General features: G+C 63.1%; 8 protein-coding genes and 1 pseudogene. 6 read left to right on the forward strand and 3 right to left on the reverse strand.

Annotated elements, in window-relative coordinates; translation table 11 throughout:
- Positions 1 to 280: 280 nt before the first annotated feature.
- Complete coding sequence (locus tag AC1RS8_RS22700; protein WP_057716582.1) at positions 281 to 682, reverse strand: lysozyme inhibitor LprI family protein; 402 nt, start codon at positions 680 to 682, stop codon at positions 281 to 283.
- A 277-nt stretch (positions 683 to 959) separates the two neighbouring features.
- Between AC1RS8_RS22700 and AC1RS8_RS22705 the strand changes: the two genes are divergently transcribed.
- Positions 960 to 1,448, forward strand: coding sequence for an SRPBCC family protein (locus AC1RS8_RS22705; protein ID WP_057713927.1), 489 nt, complete (start codon positions 960 to 962; stop codon positions 1,446 to 1,448).
- 286 nt (positions 1,449 to 1,734) lie between these two features.
- On the opposite strand, the gene inhA is transcribed toward AC1RS8_RS22705, so the two are convergent.
- Complete coding sequence (gene inhA / locus AC1RS8_RS22710) at positions 1,735 to 2,421, reverse strand: isonitrile hydratase (protein ID WP_489338981.1); 687 nt, start codon at positions 2,419 to 2,421, stop codon at positions 1,735 to 1,737.
- 89 nt (positions 2,422 to 2,510) lie between these two features.
- Between inhA and AC1RS8_RS22715 the strand changes: the two genes are divergently transcribed.
- Positions 2,511 to 3,494, forward strand: a complete 984-nt coding sequence (locus tag AC1RS8_RS22715) for a GlxA family transcriptional regulator (RefSeq protein WP_489338980.1) — start codon at positions 2,511 to 2,513, stop codon at positions 3,492 to 3,494.
- A 40-nt stretch (positions 3,495 to 3,534) separates the two neighbouring features.
- Here the strand turns inward: AC1RS8_RS22715 and AC1RS8_RS22720 are convergent.
- A pseudogene (locus AC1RS8_RS22720) lies at positions 3,535 to 5,358 on the reverse strand (glycoside hydrolase family 15 protein).
- A gap of 257 nt (positions 5,359 to 5,615) precedes the next feature.
- Here AC1RS8_RS22720 and AC1RS8_RS22725 point away from each other — a divergent pair.
- The 4 genes from AC1RS8_RS22725 to AC1RS8_RS22740 all read left to right on the forward strand — a co-directional run bounded on the left by AC1RS8_RS22725 (position 5,616) and on the right by AC1RS8_RS22740 (position 18,317).
- The gene (locus AC1RS8_RS22725; RefSeq protein WP_057713932.1) at positions 5,616 to 6,788 is read left to right on the forward strand and encodes an MFS transporter; all 1,173 of its coding nucleotides are present in this window, start codon (positions 5,616 to 5,618) and stop codon (positions 6,786 to 6,788) included.
- A gap of 187 nt (positions 6,789 to 6,975) precedes the next feature.
- Positions 6,976 to 7,710, forward strand: coding sequence for a thioesterase II family protein (locus AC1RS8_RS22730; protein WP_057713933.1), 735 nt, complete (start codon positions 6,976 to 6,978; stop codon positions 7,708 to 7,710).
- Between the two features lie 259 nt (positions 7,711 to 7,969).
- Complete coding sequence (locus tag AC1RS8_RS22735) at positions 7,970 to 17,206, forward strand: amino acid adenylation domain-containing protein (protein WP_493163642.1); 9,237 nt, start codon at positions 7,970 to 7,972, stop codon at positions 17,204 to 17,206.
- Between the two features lie 52 nt (positions 17,207 to 17,258).
- The gene (locus tag AC1RS8_RS22740; RefSeq protein ID WP_090456919.1) at positions 17,259 to 18,317 is read left to right on the forward strand and encodes a TauD/TfdA family dioxygenase; all 1,059 of its coding nucleotides are present in this window, start codon (positions 17,259 to 17,261) and stop codon (positions 18,315 to 18,317) included.
- Positions 18,318 to 18,326: the final 9 nt, after the last annotated feature.

Below are 18,326 nucleotides of genomic sequence, written 5' to 3' on the forward strand. Positions count from 1 at the left end.
GCGGAGCCTGAACTGACGCCTTCGCGGGCAAGCCCGCTCCCACAGTGGACTCGCAGTGTGATCACTATTGTGTGAACACCACTGAACCCTGTGGGAGCGAGCCTGCTCGCAATAGCGGCATGTCAGGCAACATCAATGTTGAATGTGCCGACCTCATCGCGAGCAAGCTCGCTCCCACAGTTTTTGTGGTGACGCCGGCATTGCGAGTACATCCTAATCCCCTGTGGGAGCGAGCTTGCTCGCGATGGGGCCCTCAAAAACACCGCAAAAACAGCAAAAATCAAACCCCCGGCACCGGGCAACTCATATCCCCCTCCTGGCACTTCAGGTAGTTCTTGAACGTCTGAACCCGTGCCTTGGTCAGTTCCGTGGTGCAGTTGCTGTAAATCAGCGGATACACACTCCCGCCTTCCACCCCGGATGCCGAAAACTTGCACTCGGCATCGCGGAACGCAACCCACGCCCGCTGCGCACCCACCAACTGCTTCTTGCTGTCCGGGTTGCTCTTGAGTCGCGAAGTGATCTGCTGGTACAGCGCATTCAATTCCTTGTCGGCGGCCGCGTTCTGCTGCGCCGCGCACTGGTTCATCGTCGCCTGATCGCTGGCGTTGTCGCAGTCCACGGCGAACGCCATGGAGGTGAACAACAGGGGTGTCAGCGCCAAGAGTAAGCGTGGGTTCATGCTGGAGTGCTCGCTGTGACCGAAAGAGAGGTGCAGTGTAGCGCCGAGGGGCACAGGCAACTGCCGCGCAGATTTTTCATGTCGCTATACTTTTCCATGCTGTTTCGAGGGAGAACGTTAGCCGTTTCGACCCACTGACTTTGCGATTGCCCAGAACTTATCCACGCAAATGCAACCGAATATCTCAGGTATGGTTGATTGCACATCCCGATTGGTACAACTTTAGGGTTGGTCTTGTGGTCTTACTGGCCTACTGTTCAAGTACAGGAGGTGACTTATGAACCCAGCATCTGATCGCATCGAAAGGAAAATCCTGCTCAAGGCCAAGCGTTCACAGGTCTGGCGTGTGCTGGCCAATGCCGAAGTGTTCGGACAGTGGTTTGGCGTGGCGCTGGAAGGCAAGCGTTTTGTGGCAGGCGAATGGACCCAGGGGCAGGTTACCTATCCCGGTTATGAACATTTGCGCTGGAATGTACTGGTAGAGCGGGTCGAGCCGGAGCGGCTGCTTTCGTTTCGCTGGCACCCGTATGCCGTGAACCCTGAAGTCGATTACTCCCAGGAACCCACCACCCTGGTGAAATTCGAGCTCGAAGACATGGACAACGGCACGTTGCTCAAGGTCTCCGAGTCCGGTTTCGATCACATTCCCCAGGCCCGTCGCGAAAGGGCTTTCCGCATGGACAGTCGTGGCTGGGAAGAGCAAATGAACAATATCGAGCAGTTTTTGATCGACAATGCCAAGGCCCACGAGCAACAGAGTGGCTGAAGTCGGCTCGAAACCTGAGGCGTCTAAGGGTTTTCGGAGGGTGGTTTATAGCGAATGTCTTACACGCGATGGTAGCGATATCGCCTGTTACAAATTGGATCCGAAGCGTAATCTGGTCTCACCCACTGAAGCACAGGATGTGCTCAGGATCATGGATGATCGACCATATGCAAGGAACGCTACGACAAGGAGTCGTCATGGTCTTGGAAAAACCCGCTTCGGCGGGTTTTTTTTTGCGCGCATGAAAAGTCGTGGCGGCAGGAACCGGGTTCCCGCCGCCATTTTTTCACTGTCGATCGAGTTTCGCCGCCGCGCGCTCGGTGATCTGCGCCCGCAGTTTCAACGAGCCGGCAGCCCGCTGGCGTGCCTCTCCCAACACGCTGGCCGGGGCCGTCTCGGGGCTGCCCGCGGTAAACGGCGGGGCCGGGGCGTATTCCAGTTGCAATTGCACCAACTCGGCGGTGGCCTGGTCGAACAGTTCGGCGGCCAGGGTCAGAGCGAAGTCGATACCGGCGGTGATGCCACCACCGGTCAACAGATTACCGTCACGAACCACCCGGTCTTGCACCGCGATTGCGCCCAGCGGCTTGAGTAATTCGTGATATGCCCAGTGAGTGGTGGCGCGTTTGCCCTTGAGCAATCCCGCCGCACCCAGCACCAGCGAGCCGGTGCACACCGACGTGATGTACCGCGCGTTGGCGGCCTGGGCCTTGAGAAAGTCCAGAATCTGGTCATCTTCCATCAAGGGTCCGACACCACTGCCACCGGGCACGCAGATCACGTCCAGTGCCGGGCAATCATCGAAGGTGGTGGTCGGTTTCAACAGCAGGCCGGTGCTGGCGGTGACCGGCATCAGGTCTTTCCAGATCAGATGCACTTTCACATCCGGCAGCGAGGCCAGCACGTCGTATGGGCCGGTCAGGTCCAGTTGCTGAACCTGCGGAAACAACAGAAAACCGATCTGCAACGTCATGGTGTTTTTTCTCGTGAAGTGGGTGGACGGTTTGACTCTAGGCTCGTAGGCTTTGGCGCATACGCCAATATCCCCACGAATTACGCCAAATGTCGAAAACCATCCATGTACTCGCTTTCGCCAACGTGCAATTGCTCGACGTCACCGGGCCGTTGCAGGTTTTCGCTTCGGCCAACGACATAGCCCGCCAGCAAGGCCTGCCGCCACCCTATGCGCCGACGGTGATTACCAGTGGCGGCGGGGCGGTGATGTCGTCGGCGGGGTTGGCGCTGTTGGCCGAACCGTTGCCGGATGAGGGCACTGATACCCTGATCATCGCCGGTGGCTGGGGTGTTTACGCAGCGGCGCAAGATGCGCCGTTGGTTGCCTGGGTGCGCGAACATGCTCGTGGCTGCCGGCGGGTTTCCTCGGTATGCACCGGTGCGTTCCTGCTGGCGGCCAGCGGCTGGCTCGACGGCCGGCGCGTGGTCACCCACTGGACCCGTTGCGAGCAACTGGCGCAGCAGCATCCGCAACTGCACGTCGAGCCCAACCCGATCTTCATCAACGACGGCCCGGTCTGGACCTCGGCCGGGGTGACCGCCGGCATCGACCTGGCGTTGGCCATGGTCGAAGAAGACCTGGGGCGCACCATGGCCCTCGAAGTCGCGAGGCAACTGGTGGTGTTTCTCAAACGTCCGGGTGGTCAGTCGCAATTCAGCGTGACCCTGTCACTGCAACACGAAGGCAACCGATTCGACGAACTTCACGCCTGGATCAGCGAAAACCTGGCCCACGACCTTGGCATCCCGACTCTGGCTTTGCAGGCCGGCATGAGCGAACGCAGCTTCGTGCGCCACTACCGCGCCGACACCGGCCAGACCCCGGCCCGGGCCATCGAACTGATCCGCGTCGAAACCGCACGGCGTTTGCTCAGCGATACCGGCGTGCCGATCAAACGAGTAGCGGTGCAATGCGGCTTCGGCAGCGAAGAAACCCTGCGCCGCAGTTTCCTGCGGGCCATGGGCGTGACGCCACAGGCTTATCGGGAGCGGTTTTCGGTCAGTGCCGGCGCAGATCCACTGGTGTCCTGAGCCACCTTTTGCCTGAGTTCGAACATTGTTTAACCCGTATTCACGGCTGCCAAAACCTCTTCTCCCCACTCAACCTCCGATCCAGAAAGCAAGCCGCACTGATCAATGCCAGATGCGTCAATGCCTGCGGCGTGTTGCCCATGTGCCGCCCATGGCTGTCGAACTCTTCGGCATACAACCCCAGCGGGTTGGCGTACCTGAGCAGTTGTTCGAACTCCAGGTGGGCCTTGTCGAGCTGGCCGGCGCGGGCCAGGCATTCGACGTACCAGAACGAGCACGCGGCAAAGGCGCCTTCGCTGCCGGGCAGGCCGTCGATCTGGCTGTCGTCGTTGCGGTAGCGGTAGATCATGCCGTCGCGTACCAGGCTTCTTTCGATGGCTTGCAGGGTCGCCAGCCAGCGCGGGTCGCGGGCGCTGACGAAACGCACCAGCGGCATCAGCAGCATCGAACCGTCCAGGCCGGTGCCGCCGATGTGCTGGACGAAGTGCCCGCGTTCCTCGCACCAGAAGTTCTCCCAGATGTCGGTGTAGATCGCCTGGCGGGTCTGGTCCCAGCGCGCGAAAGGTGCCGGCAGCGAGCGCTTTGAAGCGAGGCGGATGGCGCGGTCCAGGGCGACCCAGCACATCAGCCGTGAATGCAGGAAATGGTATTGCTCGCCGCGCATTTCCCAGATGCCGACATCTTTCTGTTCCCAGGTTTCACAGACCTGATCGACCACCTCCACCGTGTGTTTCCAGCCTTCATGGGAGATGGCTTCGCCGTATTTGTTGACCAGGTAAATCGCGTCCATCAGCTCGCCGAAGATATCGAGCTGGACCTGTTCATAGGCCTGATTGCCGATGCGCACCGGTTGTGCGCCACCATGGCCGGACAGGTGCGTCAGCTCGATCTACGGTAATTCCTGGCGACCGTCGATGGCATACAGGATGTTGAGTTTCATCGGCTTGCCCTGACAGTCGCTGACCCGCCCCCGTAACCAGCGCATGTAGGCGTTGGCCTCTTCGACGAAGCCCAGGCGCATGAATGCATAGACGGTGAACGAGGCGTCGCGGATCCAGGTGAAGCGATAGTCCCAGTTGCGCGAGCCACCAGGGCTTTCCGGCAGGCCGAAGGTGGCGGCGGCGAGAATGGCGCCGTGCTTGCGCGAGGTCAGCAGCTTCATCGCCAGGGCCGAGCGGTTGACCATTTCGCGCCAGCGGCCGCGGTAGTTGGACTGGCCGATCCAGTCGCGCCAGAATTTCAGGGTGCGCTCCAGGCACAGTTGCGCAGCGCCTTCCTTTAAGCGCGGATCGTCGAGGGCACCGAGCAGGAATTGACTGGTCTGGTCTTGTTCGAGGGTGAATTCGGCCATCGCCGCATTGCCGTCGATATGCAAAACCTGATCCGAAGACAGGCGCAGGGACGGCTGATCGACCGCGTCGAAGGTGACGTCTTTTTCATCCATGCGGGCGCGGGTTTTGGCGCGAGCGTAGTCATGACGCACGGCGCAGCGCATCTGGAAGGTGGCGCGGCCGCTGACCACACGGATCCGCCGTATCAGCAGCGGCAGGTCATCCTCGGTGTCACCGACGGGCAGCAGGTCGGTGACCTCGACCACGGCGCGATCACTGAGCCAGCGGGTCAGTAGCACATTGGTGTCGGGCAGGTAGATTTGTTCGCGACGGGCGTCGGGCAAATCCGGCGACAACTGGAAAATCCCCGCCTCGGGGGTGTCCAGCAGCGAGCAGAAGATCGACGGACTGTCGAATTCCGGCCAGCAGAAAAAGTCCACGCTGCCCTTGTCATTGACCAGCGCCGCGCTGCGCATATCGCCGATGATGCCGTGGGCGTCGATGGGGCTTTGGCGTTCGGGGTGATCAGCCATTGTCGCGAAACTCCGGGAACCTGGGGCCTATTCAACTGACTGGTCGGGGTCGGTGAGAGTTCATTTGGCGAAGGGAGGTGAGTTGTCTGTTCTGGCCCCATCGCGAGCAAGCTCGCTCCCACAGTTGATTGGTGTACGCCGGCCATTGTGGGAGCGAGCTTGCTCGCGATGGGGCCTTCACATTCAACCAACAATTCCACGCTTCCCCCGCAATCAGCCCTTATGGCAACGTGCAGTCCCCTGATGAGACCCGTCCCATGGCAAACCCCTATCGAGAGTTATTCAAAGCCCCCGGCAGCCGCGCATTCGTGCTGGCCGGAATGATCGCGCGCATGCCGATTTCCATGACCGGCATCGGCCTGATCACCATGCTCTCGCAGTTGCAGGGTGGCTATGCAATGGCCGGCGCGGTGGCGGCGACGTTCGCCCTGGCCACGGCGTTTTGTGCGCCGCAGGTGTCGCGGCTGGTGGATCGATTTGGCCAGGGGCGGATTCTGCCGGTATCGGCGTTGCTGGGCGGTGGGGCACTGTTGCTGTTGTTGCTGTGCACGCGGTTGCAGGCGCCGCACTGGACGCTGTTTTTCTTCGCCGCGCTGGCCGGTTGCATGCCGAGCATGTCGGCGATGGTGCGGGCACGCTGGACTGAGGTGTATCGCGGCCGCCCCGAGTTGCAAACCGCCTACGCCCTGGAGTCGGTGCTGGACGAAGTCTGCTTCATTGTCGGGCCACCACTGTCGGTGGGGTTGTGCGTGGTGGCATTCCCCGAGGCCGGGCCGCTGGCGGCCTTGCTGGCGCTGGCCATCGGTGTCACCGCGTTCGTCCTGCAGCGCAGCACGGAGCCGCCGGTGCATCCCCATGAAGAGCATCACCAGGGTTCAATCATCCGTTCCCGCGACATTCAGTTGCTGATGCTGTTGATGGTCGCCATGGGCACCATTGTCGGCGTGGTGGATGTGGTCAGCGTCGCCTTCGCCCAGCATCAGGGCCAACCGGCGGCGGCGAGCATCGTGCTGTCGGTGTACGCCATCGGCTCGTGCCTGGCCGGGTTGGCGTTCGGCGCACTGCGCTCGAAAGTGCCGCTGGCGCGCCTGTTCCTGTACGGCGGGGTGGCGACGGCGGTGACCACCTTGCCGTTGCTGCTGGCGACGAACATTTTCGGTTTGTCACTGGCGGTGTTTGTCGCCGGCCTGTTTTTCGCGCCGACGCTGATTGTCGCCATGGCTCTGGTGGAGCAGATCGTACCGCCGGCCAAACTCACCGAAGGCCTGACCTGGCTGGTCACCGGCTTGAGCATCGGCGTGGCGATCGGCGCCGCCGGCTCCGGCTGGCTGGTGGACGCCTTCGGCGCGCGCAGCGGGTTCTGGCTGGCGATTGCGGCGGGGGCAGTGGTGCTCGGTTCGGCAATCCCGAGCTATCGCCATCTGAAATAAAGATTCAATGCTGGAAACAGCCTCCTGTGGGAGCGAGCTTGCTCGCGATGACGGTGTGTCAGGCACTCATGATGTCGACTGACACTCCGCTATCGCGAGCAAGCTCGCTCCCACAGGGTTACTCACATGGCTAATTCTTTGGGCACCTCATCCGTTCTCTTTACAGATAACTTTCGAGGAAAGCCCGGTGACCCCGCTGACATTGCTGTGCCTGCCCTATTCGGGCGCGAGTGCCATGGTCTATAGCCGTTGGCGGCGAAAACTGCCGGAGTGGCTCAAGCTGCAACCGGTGGAGCTTCCGGGGCGGGGCGCGCGCTACGGTGAGCCCTTGCACACCGACATGCGCCGCCTGGCGCTGCAATTGGCCCAGGAACAAAAAGCCACGCTCAAGGCGCCGTACGCGTTGTTCGGCCACAGCATGGGGGCGCTGCTGGCCTGCGAGATGGCCCATGCGTTTCGCTCGCTGGGTTGCCCGGAACCGGTGGCGCTGTTCGCCTCGGGCACCGCCGCACCGACGCTGCGCGCCGATTACGACCGTCAGTATGCCGAGCCGAAAACCGACGCCGAACTGATCGAGCAATTGCGCACCCTCAACGGCACCAGCGAAGAGATCCTGGCCAATGAAGAGTTGATGAGCCTGACCCTGCCGGTGTTGCGCGCGGACTTCCTGCTGTGCGGGCGTTTCGAGCCGGTGCAGCGCCCGTTGCTCAGGTGCCCGGTGCACGTGCTCGGCGGCAAGGCCGACCGCGCCACCACCGAACAGTTGATCGGCTGGAGCCAGGAAACCCGTGGCAGTTTTTCGGTGGACATGCTGGCTGGCGGGCACTTCTTCATCCATGAGCAGGAAGCGAAGGTGCTGCGGGTGATCAAGGATCAGCTTGAGGTGCATCATCGGCGGCTTTCCATGGCTGCCGTGGGTTAACACCACTCCAAAATTCTACCCGATCCCTGTGGGAGCAAGCTTGCTCGCGATGGCGTCGTGTCAGCCGGCAATAATGGTGCCTGACACACAGCTATCGCGAGCAAGCTCGCTCCCACATTTTTGATTTTCAGCGGCCCAGAATTTCGCGTTTCACTCCCTCCTGATACTTGTTCCCATCCGCTAATTTTTCCCGCCTGCATTCGTTTTATAGGGACGACGCGCCCTTGCGCCTGCTGCCTACTGATGCGGATGCCGATAGATGAATGCTGAAGACTCCTTGAAACTCGCTCGCCGGTTTATCGGGTTGCCCCTGGAAAAGCGTCAAATGTTCCTTGCGGCCTTGCACAAGGAGGGCGTGGATTTCGCCCGTTTTCCGATTCCGGCCAGCATCGAGGCTGAGGATCGCCACGCGCTGTCGTACGCCCAGCAACGCATGTGGTTTCTCTGGCAACTGGATCCCCTCAGCGGTGCCTACAACCTGCCGGGCGCGGTGCGGCTGACCGGTTGCCTGAACCTGTCGGCGCTGGAGCAGGCGTTCGCCAGCCTGGTGGCGCGGCATGAAACCCTGCGCACGGTGTTCGCTCGTCAGGCCGATGACAGCCTGTTGCAAGTCCCGGCCACCGCGCCGCTGGTCATCGAGCAGGTGGATTTCAGCGCACTGCCCGCCGAGGAGCGCGAGCGTGCCGTGGCTGAAACCGCCGAACAGCAATCGGTACTGCCGTTCGATCTGTCGACCGGTCCGCTGCTGCGGGTCACCTTGCTCAAGCTCGCAGGGCTTGAGCACGTGCTGTTGCTGACCCTGCACCACATCGTCTCCGACGGCTGGTCGATGAACGTGCTGATCGACGAATTCATCCGCTGCTACGACGCCTTCGATGCCGGCACGCAACCGCAGCTGACGCCGCTGCCTATCCAGTACAGCGACTACGCCCTGTGGCAGCGCCGCTGGCTGGAGGCGGGCGAGCAGGCGCGGCAACTGGCGTACTGGCAGACGCAATTGGGCGATGAACATCCTGTGCTGGAACTGCCGCTGGATCATTCGCGCCCGGCGATGCCGAGCTATCGCGGTACCCGCTACGAATTCGCGGTCCAGGCGCAACTGGCCGAGCAACTGCGCAGCACCGCACAGAAGCACAACATCACCCTGTTCATGCTGTTGCTCGGCGCTTTCAACACTTTACTGCATCGCTACACCGGGCAAACCGACATCCGCGTCGGCGTGCCCATCGCCAACCGCAACCGCGCGGAAATCGAAGGCTTGATCGGCTTCTTCGTCAACACCCAGGTGCTGCGTACCCAACTGGACGGCCAGACCCGGGTCGACGACCTGCTGCGCGCCATCAAGGAAACCGCCCTTGGCGCCCAGGCCCATCAGGACCTGCCGTTCGAGCGCTTGGTCGAAGCGCTGAAACTGGAGCGCAGCCTCAGCCACACGCCGCTGTTCCAGGTGATGTACAACCACCAGCCGCATGTGGCCGACATGGCCTCGGTCAGCACCGCGTCCGGCCTGGTGCTGGGCAGCATCGACTGGCAAAGCCGTACCACCCAGTTCGACCTGACCCTCGACACCTGGGAGAAGGGCGGCAAGCTGCACGCCGCGCTGACCTACGCCAGCGACCTGTTCGAGGCCGATACCATCGCGCGCATGGCCCGGCACTGGACGCGCCTGTTGCAGGCGATAGTCGACGACTCGACGCAAAAAATCGGCGAGTTGCCGATGCTGACGGCGGATGAGCAGCAAGTGTTGGTACAGGACTGGAACCGCACCGCCGAGATCTATCCGGTCGAGCAGTGCATGCACCAATTGATCCAGGCCCAGGCCCGACGCACCCCCGACGCGCCGGCGCTGGTGTTTGGCGAACGTCAGCTCAGCTACGCGCAACTCGACGCCCGCAGCAATCAACTGGCGCACTGCTTGCGCGAGCAGGGTGTCGGCCCGGATGTGCTGGTGGGGATCTGTGTCGAGCGTTCACTGGAAATGGTCATCGGCCTGCTGGCGATTCACAAGGCCGGTGGTGCCTACGTACCGCTGGACCCGGAATACCCGGCTGAGCGCCTGGTCTACATGATCGAAGACAGTGCGATTGGCCTGCTGCTCACCCAAAGCACTTTACTCGGCGCACTGCCCACCGAGGGCGTCAAGGTCATCGCCCTGGATCAGGAGCAAGACTGGCTCGACGGCTACAGCGAGTCCTGCCCGCCAGTTGAAGTGCATCCACTGAACCTGGCCTATGTGATCTACACCTCCGGCTCCACCGGCAAGCCCAAAGGCGCCGGCAACAGTCACGCGGCGCTGGTCAACCGCTTGTGCTGGATGCAGCAGGCTTACGGGCTGGATGGCGGCGACTCGGTGTTGCAGAAGACCCCGTTCAGTTTCGACGTATCGGTGTGGGAATTCTTCTGGCCGCTGATGACCGGCGCGCGCCTGGTGGTGGCGCCGCCGGGGGCGCATCGTGAACCGGCGCGGTTGATCCGCCTGATCGGTGAGTACGGCATCAGTACGCTGCACTTTGTGCCTTCGATGCTCCAGGCGTTCATCCACGAGCAGGGTGTCGAGGCGTGCGCCGGCCTCAAGCGCATCGTCTGCAGCGGTGAAGCCTTGCCGCTGGATGCCCAATTGCAGGTGTTCAAAAAGCTGCCGGGTGCCGGGTTGTACAACCTTTACGGCCCGACCGAGGCGGCCATCGACGTCACCCACTGGACCTGCATCGACGAAGGCGCCGACAGCGTGCCCATCGGCCAGCCCATCGCCAACCTGCGCACCCATGTGCTGGATGCACAATTGTTGCCGGTTCCGGCCGGCGTGGCGGGGGAGTTGTACCTCGGTGGCGCCGGGCTGGCGCGCAGTTATCACCGGCGTCCGGCGCTCAGCGCCGAGCGTTTTGTGCCGTGCCCCTTCCATGACGGTGCGCGCTTGTACCGCACCGGCGACCGCGTGCGGCAGCGCGCCGATGGGGTGATCGAATACCTCGGGCGCCTCGACCATCAAGTCAAATTGCGCGGCCTGCGCATCGAACTGGGGGAAATCGAAACCCGGCTGATGCAGCATGCGTTGGTGCGTGAGGCCGTGGTGCTGGTGCAGGGCGGCAAGCATCTGGTGGCGTATCTGGTGCTGGAAAACGCCGACACCGATGCGCAGTGGCCGCAAACCCTCAAGGCCTGGCTGCTCGACAGCCTGCCGGAATACATGGTGCCCACCTACCTGATGCCGCTGGACGCCTTGCCGGTGACCGCCAACGGTAAGCTCGACCGCAAGGCTTTGCCGCCGCCCGATGCCACGCCGCAACAGGCATTCGTTGCGCCACAAGATGCGATGCAGATCGCGCTGGCGCAGATCTGGCAGGACGTATTGGGCGCGGAACCCGTGGGCCTCGAAGACAATTTCTTCGAGCTTGGCGGCGACTCGATCATTTCCATCCAGGTGGTCAGCCGTGCCCGCCAGGCGGGCATTCGCCTCAGCCCGCGCGACCTGTTCCAGTACCAGACCGTGCGTAGCCTGGCGCTGGTCGCGGCGTTCGACAGCCGCAGCACTGTCGATCAAGGCCCGGTCAGTGGCGAGGTGATCCTGACCCCGGCACAGCATTACTTCTTCGAACAGGCCATCGCCCAGCGTCAGCACTGGAACCAGTCGCTGCTGTTGACGCCCCGGGACGCGTTGAATCCTGAGGTGTTGGAGCAGGCCTTGGTTACCGTCATCAACCACCACGACGCCTTGCGCCTGCGCTTCATCGACGGTGCCGAAGGCTGGCAGCAGCGCCACGCGGCGCCAGTCGAGTCAGCTGGATTGTGGCAACGTCGGGCGTCTTCGACCGAAGCCTTGACCGCCCTGTGCGATGAAGCCCAACGCAGCCTCGATCTGGCAAGCGGGCCGCTGCTGCGCGCCTTGCTGGTCAGCCTCGACGATGGCAGTCAGCGCCTGTTGCTGGTGGTTCATCATTTGGCCGTGGACGGGGTGTCATGGCGGGTGTTGCTCGAAGATTTGCAACAGGCTTACCGGCAAGTGGCGCTGCCCGAGAAAACCAGCGCCTATCAAGCCTGGGCCGCACATCTGCAACAGCATGCCGGCACCTTACCTGGGCAAATGCCGTACTGGCAGGCGCAACTGGCGGACGCCCGGGACCTGCCGTGCGACAACCCCAAGGGCAGCTTGCAGCAGCGCCACGGGCACAAGATCGAATCGAAACTGGATGAGGAACTGACCCGCCAGTTGCTGCAACAGGCCCCGGCGGCCTATCGCACCCAAGTCAATGATCTGTTGCTCACGGCGTTGGCGCGGGTCATCTGCCGCTGGAGCGGGCAGGGCTCGACGCTGATCCAGCTGGAAGGCCACGGCCGCGAAGACCTGTCCGACGACCTCGACCTGAGCCGCACCGTCGGCTGGTTCACCAGCCTGTTTCCGGTCCGCCTGCAACCCGAGGCCGGGGTGGTAAATTCGATCAAGTCGATCAAGGAGCAACTGCGCGCCATTCCCGGCAAAGGCCTGGGCTATGGACTGCTGCGCTACCTGGGCGAACCGGCGCAGCGCCAGGCCCTGCAAGACTTGCCGGCGCCACGGATCACCTTCAACTACCTGGGGCAGTTCGACCGTCAGTTCGACGACGCCGCGCTGTTCGTCCCGGCCCCGGAAAGCGGCGGGCAGGCCCAGGGCGATGATGCGCCACTGGCCAACTGGCTGACCGTGGAGGGCCAGGTCTATGGCGGGCAGCTCTCGCTGCAATGGGGCTTCAGCCGTGACATGTTTGCCGAGTCCACGGTGCAGCGACTGGCCGATGCCTACACCGAAGAACTCAAGGCACTCATCGAGCATTGCTGCGCGACAGCGCCAGGCCAGGTTACGCCGTCGGACTTCCCACTGGCGCGCATCACCCAGGCACAACTCGATGCCTTGCCTGTTGCGGCGCCGGCCATCGAGGACGTTTACCCGCTGACGCCGATGCAACAGGGCATGCTGTTCCACACCCTGTACGAACCCCAGGCCGAGGCCTACATCAATCAATTGCGCCTGGACATCCAGGGGCTGGAGTTGGCGGCATTCGGCCGGGCCTGGCAGGCCGCGATCAACCGACACGACATCCTGCGCAGCAGCTTTCACTGGCTGGGGCTTGAGTGCGCGCATCAGGTGATTCATCGCCAGATCGACCTGCAACTGCAAGTGATCGAAGCAGCCGACATCGATCTCGATGCACTGGCCGCCGAGGAGCGCAGCCGTGGCTTCGAACTCAGCGCCGCGCCATTGTTCCGCCTGCTGCTGGTGCGCCGGGGCAGTGAAGGCTGGCACCTGATCCATACCAGCCATCACATCCTCATGGACGGCTGGAGCAACGCGCAGTTGCTCGGCGAAGTGATCCAGCACTATGCCGGCCAGACGTTGGCCAGGCCGTTGGGGCAATACCGCGACTATCTGGGCTGGATTCAACAGCAGCCGCTGCTGGCCGCCGAGCAGTTCTGGAAACAAGCGTTGGCGCCGCTGGAAACGCCGACGCTGCTGGCGCAAGCCTTGCCGACGCCTGCCCATGGGTACGGCATGGGTGAACATCAATTGACCCTTGAAAGCGCCGCGCTACAGCGCCTGAGCGATTTTGCCCGCCAGCAGAAAATCACCCTCAACACCTTGTTGCAAGGCGCTTGGGGCCTGCTGTTGCAACGCTACACGGGCCAGTCCTGTGTGGCGTTTGGCGCAACGATTGCCGGACGCTCCGCGCCGCTGCCGGACATCGAGCAGCAGTTGGGGCTGTTCATCAACACCTTGCCGATCATCGCCGCGCCGCAAGCGGGGCAGTCGGTGGCCCAGTGGCTCAACGACCTGCAAGCCCTGAACCTGAGCCTGCGCGAGTTCGAACACGTGCCGCTGTACGACATTCAGGGCTGGGCCGGGCAACAGGGGGCGCTGTTCGACAGCCTGCTGGTGTTCGAGAACTTCCCGGTGGCCGAAGCCCTCAAGCAAGGGGCGCCGGCGGGCCTGACCTTCGGTGCGCTGCACAATCACGAAATCACCAGTTACCCACTGACCCTGGGCATCGAAGTCGGCGCCAGCCTGCGCCTGGATTTCAGTTTCGACCGAACCCGGTTCAGTGCCGCGCAGATCAGCCAGTTGGGCGCCAGCCTGTTGCAGGTGCTGGAGCAGTTCGTCGCACAGCCACAACAGGCATTGGGCGCGGTCAGCTTGCTGGATGCACAGGCGCAAGCAATGGTGCTGGCGTGTTCCCGTCCGCCGGCGCCGCCAATCGATAGCCCGTTGTTGACTCATCAGCGGTTTGAGCAACAAGCGGCACGCACCCCCGATGCGCTGGCGGTGATGGTCGGTGACGAGCGCCTGACCTACGCCCAGCTCAATGCGCAAGCCAACCAGCTCGCCCATCGCCTGCGTGCCCAGGGCGTGGCGCCGGGGCAGCGGGTGGGCCTGGCGGTGCGGCGCAATGCGCAAATGATCGTCAGCCTGATGGCGATCCTCAAGTCCGGTGCCGGTTATGTGCCGCTGGACCCGGATTACCCGGCCGAGCGCCTGGCCTACATGATCGAAGACAGCGGCATGGACCTGCTGCTGGCGCAACCGGGCCTGCTGGCCGATGTAGCGCTGCCGCAAGGTTTGCCGCGCCTGGCGCTGGAGCCGGGCGCAGACACCGGGTATTCCACCGACAACCTGATCAACCTCGCCAGCGCCGAAGACCTGGCCTATCTGATCTACACCTCCGGCTCCACCGGACGCCCGAAAGGCGTGTGCCTGGCCCATGCGGCACTGCGCGAGTTTTGCGTGATCGCGGCGCACTATTCACAACTCACCCCGCAAGACCGCGTGCTGCAGTTCGCAACGTTCAGCTTCGACGGCTTTGTCGAGCAGTGCTACCCGCCATTGTGCGTGGGCGCGGCGCTGGTGATGCGCGGCGATGAACTGTGGGACACCGACACCCTCTATCGCCAGATCATCGAGCATGGCGTGACCCTGGCGGATTTGCCGGCGGCCTACTGGTTCCTGCTGTCTCAGGAGTGGGCCGCACACCCGCAGCGGGACAAGGGGCGTTTGCGTCAGGTCCACGTCGGCGGCGAAGCCATGTCCCTCGAGGGCCTGAAGCTGTGGCACGCCGCCGGCCTGGGCGATGTGCGCCTGCTCAACACCTACGGGCCAACCGAAGCCACGGTGGTGTCCAGCACCCACGAATGCACACTGGCCGATACCCGCAATCACATTGGCGTGCCCATCGGCAAAGCCCTGCCGGGGCGTGCGCTGTATGTGCTGGACAGCGAAGGCCACCTGCTGCCGACCGGTTGCGTCGGCGAATTGTGCATCGGTGGCGACGCCGGCCTTGCCCAGCGGTATCACCAGCGACCGGGCTTGAGCGCCGAACGCTTCATCGCCGATCCGTTTTCCAGCACGCAGGGCGCGCGGCTTTACCGCAGCGGCGACCTGGCGCGCTATCGCGAGGACGGTGCGCTGGAGTACCTGGGACGCATCGATCATCAAGTGAAAATCCGTGGTTTCCGGGTTGAGTTGGGTGAGCTGGAAGCGCATCTGCAAGGCTTGCCGATGATCAGCGAAGCCGCAGTGCTGGTGCATGAAGGCGTTGGTGGCAAGCAATTGATCGGCTACGTAGTGCCGGCCAGTGATGAATGGCTGAACTCAGATCCCCGTCAACTCACCGACACCGTACGCCGCGCCCTGGGCGAGCGCCTGCCGGACTACATGCTGCCGGCGCAACTGGTGTTGCTGGCCGCGTTGCCGCTCAACCGTAACGGCAAACTCGACCGCGCCGCGTTGCCGGCCCCGCAGGTCTGGGAGGCCGACGTCGGCAGCGCCCCGCAAGGCGCACTGGAAATCGAACTGGCGCAGATCTGGCGGCAGGTGTTGCAGGTCAGTCGCATCGATCGGGAAAACAGCTTCTTCGAATTGGGCGGGCACTCGTTGCTGGCGACGCAAATCGTCTCGCAGATCCGCCAGCGCCTGGGCCTTTCGGTGAGTTTGCGCAGCCTGTTCGAACACCCGCGCCTCGAGGATTTCGCCGCCCGGGTGCAGGCGCTGCAACACAGCTGTGAGCGCCCGGCGCTGGTGGCGGATACCTCTGGCGAACGCCAGCCGTTGTCCTTTGCCCAGCAGCGCTTGTGGTTCCTGTGGAGCCTGGAGCCCGACAGTTCGATGTACAACATGCCGGGTGCCTTGCGCCTGCGCGGCGAACTGAACCTCGACGCCCTGCATCGAACCTTCGAAACCTTGGTGCAGCGTCACGCCGTGTTGCGCACCACCTTTTACGAAGAAGACGGCCAGGCCTGGCAGCGGGTGCACGGGCAATTGCCGTTGAGCTTCGAGGCCAGCGACCTGCGGCATCGACCGGCGCCGGACGTCGAAGCGCAGCAACTGGCCCGCGAGGAGGTCGCCCGGCCATTCGACCTGCGCCACGGTCCGTTGCTGCGGGTGCGGGTGCTGCGGGTCGCGGATGACGAACATGTGCTGTTGCTGACGGTGCACCACATCGTCGCCGATGACTGGTCGTTCCGCGTCCTGATCAATGAATTCGTCACGCTCTATCCAACCCTCAACCGTGGCCAGACTCCGCAACTGCCGGCGCACAGTGTGCAGTACGCCGACTTCGCCAAATGGCAGCGCCAGTGGCTGGAGCAGGGCGGCGAGTTGCAGCGCCAACTCGACTACTGGCAGCAGCGCCTTGCCGAGCCACAAGCGGTGCTCGAGTTGCCCGCCGATGGCGACCGGCGCACGGCGCAAGAGGGTGCCAGTGCTCATTTCACCTTCAGCGCCGAACTCAGCCAGCAGGTGCGCGACTTTGCCCAACAGCGCGATCTGTCGCTGTTCATGCTGCTGCTGGCCGGTTTCACCCTCGTCCTGCGCCAGCGTACCGAGGTCAGTCGGGTGCGTATCGGCACCGATATCGCCAACCGAAATCAAGCCGAGCTTGAAGAAATGGTCGGCTTCTTCGTTAACCAATTAGTACTGCAAGTGGAGGTCGATGCCGAGCAGTCGGCGGCGCAGTTGCTGGAGGCCTGTCGCCGGGCGGTGCTGGAGGCTTCGGACCATCAGGACCTGCCGTTCGAGCGTCTGGTGGAAGCCTTGCGCTTGCCGCGCCGGGCCGGCCGTTCGCCGCTGTTCGACATCAAGCTGATCTACCAGGAAGGCGTAGGTCGCTTGTCGTCGATGGAGGGCCTGGAGGTCGAGGACTTCCCGTCCGGGCGTCAGGCTGCCGAGATCGGCATGGTCGCCGCGTTCTACAACGATGCCGAACACATTCACCTGAGTTTCGAAACGCCGGTGGGCCAGTACCTGCCGAGCACGCTGGAGTGTTTGTTCGAACAGATCCGGGCGGTACTCCAGGCGCTGATACGCGCTGACGGAGTGCAGGTCGGTGAGTTGCTGGACCTGGCCGCCGATGTGCAACGCCGTGCCGATGCGCGCTTGAGCGAGCAACGCAAGGCGTTGCTCGGCGGCGCCATGGCGATCAAGCGCCGCTCGGCGAACCGTGGCGCACCGGCAACGCAATCCGCGGCGGACTGATTCAGTCGGCGGCGCCTTTGAGCGCCGCCGTCAACATTTTCTGGAGGGGTTTATGACCGTTTCAACGACCAAGTCCATTCCCAAGATGGGTCGTGGTGCCCGCAAGAGCCTGTCCACCGATCCGACGCGGCTGGTGAGTTTTGCGCCGATGTTCGAAGGCCTCAGCATGCCGCTGGTGTGCCGTCCGGCCGTGTCCGGCGTGAGCCTGGTGGAATGGGCGACCCAGAATCGCGCGCTGATCGAAAGCAAGCTGCTGGAACACGCGGTGATCCTGTTCCGTGGCTTCCAGGTGGCTGATATCGGCGAGTTCAACCGCTGCGTCGACGGGATTTCCGGCGGTGCCCTGGAGTACCTGTTCCGCGCCTCGCCACGGACCCAGATCAGCGGCCAGTTCAAGATCTACAGCTCCACCGACTACCCGGCACCGGAGAAAATCTTCCCGCACAACGAACACTCGTATTCACCGGTGTTCCCGCGTCACCTGTATTTCTACTGCGACACGCCGTCGACCACCGGTGGTGAAACACCCTTCGGCGATACCCGCCGGATCCTCGCGCGGATCGACCCGGCGGTGCGCGAAGAGTTTGCCCGCAAACGCATCATGTACGTGCGCAACTACGGCGACGGCATGGGCCTGCCATGGCAGACCGTGTTCCAGAGCGAGGATCGCAGCGAAGTCGAGGCCTACTGCGCCAAAATCGGCATCCAGGCCGAATGGAAGCCGGGCAACCGCCTGCGCACCCGGCAGAACGGCCCGGCCATCGTGCGCCATCCACTGACCGGCGAGCGCATCTGGTTCAACCACGGCACCTTCTTCAACGCACTGACCCTGCCGGACAGCATCCGCGACAACCTGCTGCGTGAATTCGGCCCACAAGATTTGCCGCAAAACACCTTCTTCGGCGACGGCTCGCCGATTCCCGAGGACGTGATTCGTCACCTGCAAGGCATCTACCGCGAGGTGATGGTTGAGTTCGCCTGGGAGAAGGGCGACGTGGTCCTGCTCGACAACATCCTCAGCGTGCACGCGCGCAACGAATTCACCGGCTACAGAAAAATCCTCACGGCCATGGCCATCGCGCAGAAAAGCGCCGACCTGGATCAGGAATAAGGACACCCG

It is taken from the genome of Pseudomonas sp. GW821-FHT12A04 (assembly GCF_058807755.1).

Excerpts from the sequence above, each read along its gene's own strand:
- AC1RS8_RS22700 (WP_057716582.1), bottom strand. The coding sequence starts at position 682 with ATGAACCCACGCTTACTCTTGGCGCTGACACCCCTGTTGTTCACCTCC.
- AC1RS8_RS22705 (WP_057713927.1), top strand. The coding sequence starts at position 960 with ATGAACCCAGCATCTGATCGCATCGAAAGGAAAATCCTGCTCAAGGCC.
- inhA (WP_489338981.1), bottom strand. The coding sequence starts at position 2,421 with ATGACGTTGCAGATCGGTTTTCTGTTGTTTCCGCAGGTTCAGCAACTG.
- AC1RS8_RS22715 (WP_489338980.1), top strand. The coding sequence starts at position 2,511 with ATGTCGAAAACCATCCATGTACTCGCTTTCGCCAACGTGCAATTGCTC.
- AC1RS8_RS22725 (WP_057713932.1), top strand. The coding sequence starts at position 5,616 with ATGGCAAACCCCTATCGAGAGTTATTCAAAGCCCCCGGCAGCCGCGCA.
- AC1RS8_RS22735 (WP_493163642.1), top strand. The coding sequence starts at position 7,970 with ATGAATGCTGAAGACTCCTTGAAACTCGCTCGCCGGTTTATCGGGTTG.
- AC1RS8_RS22740 (WP_090456919.1), top strand. The coding sequence starts at position 17,259 with ATGACCGTTTCAACGACCAAGTCCATTCCCAAGATGGGTCGTGGTGCC.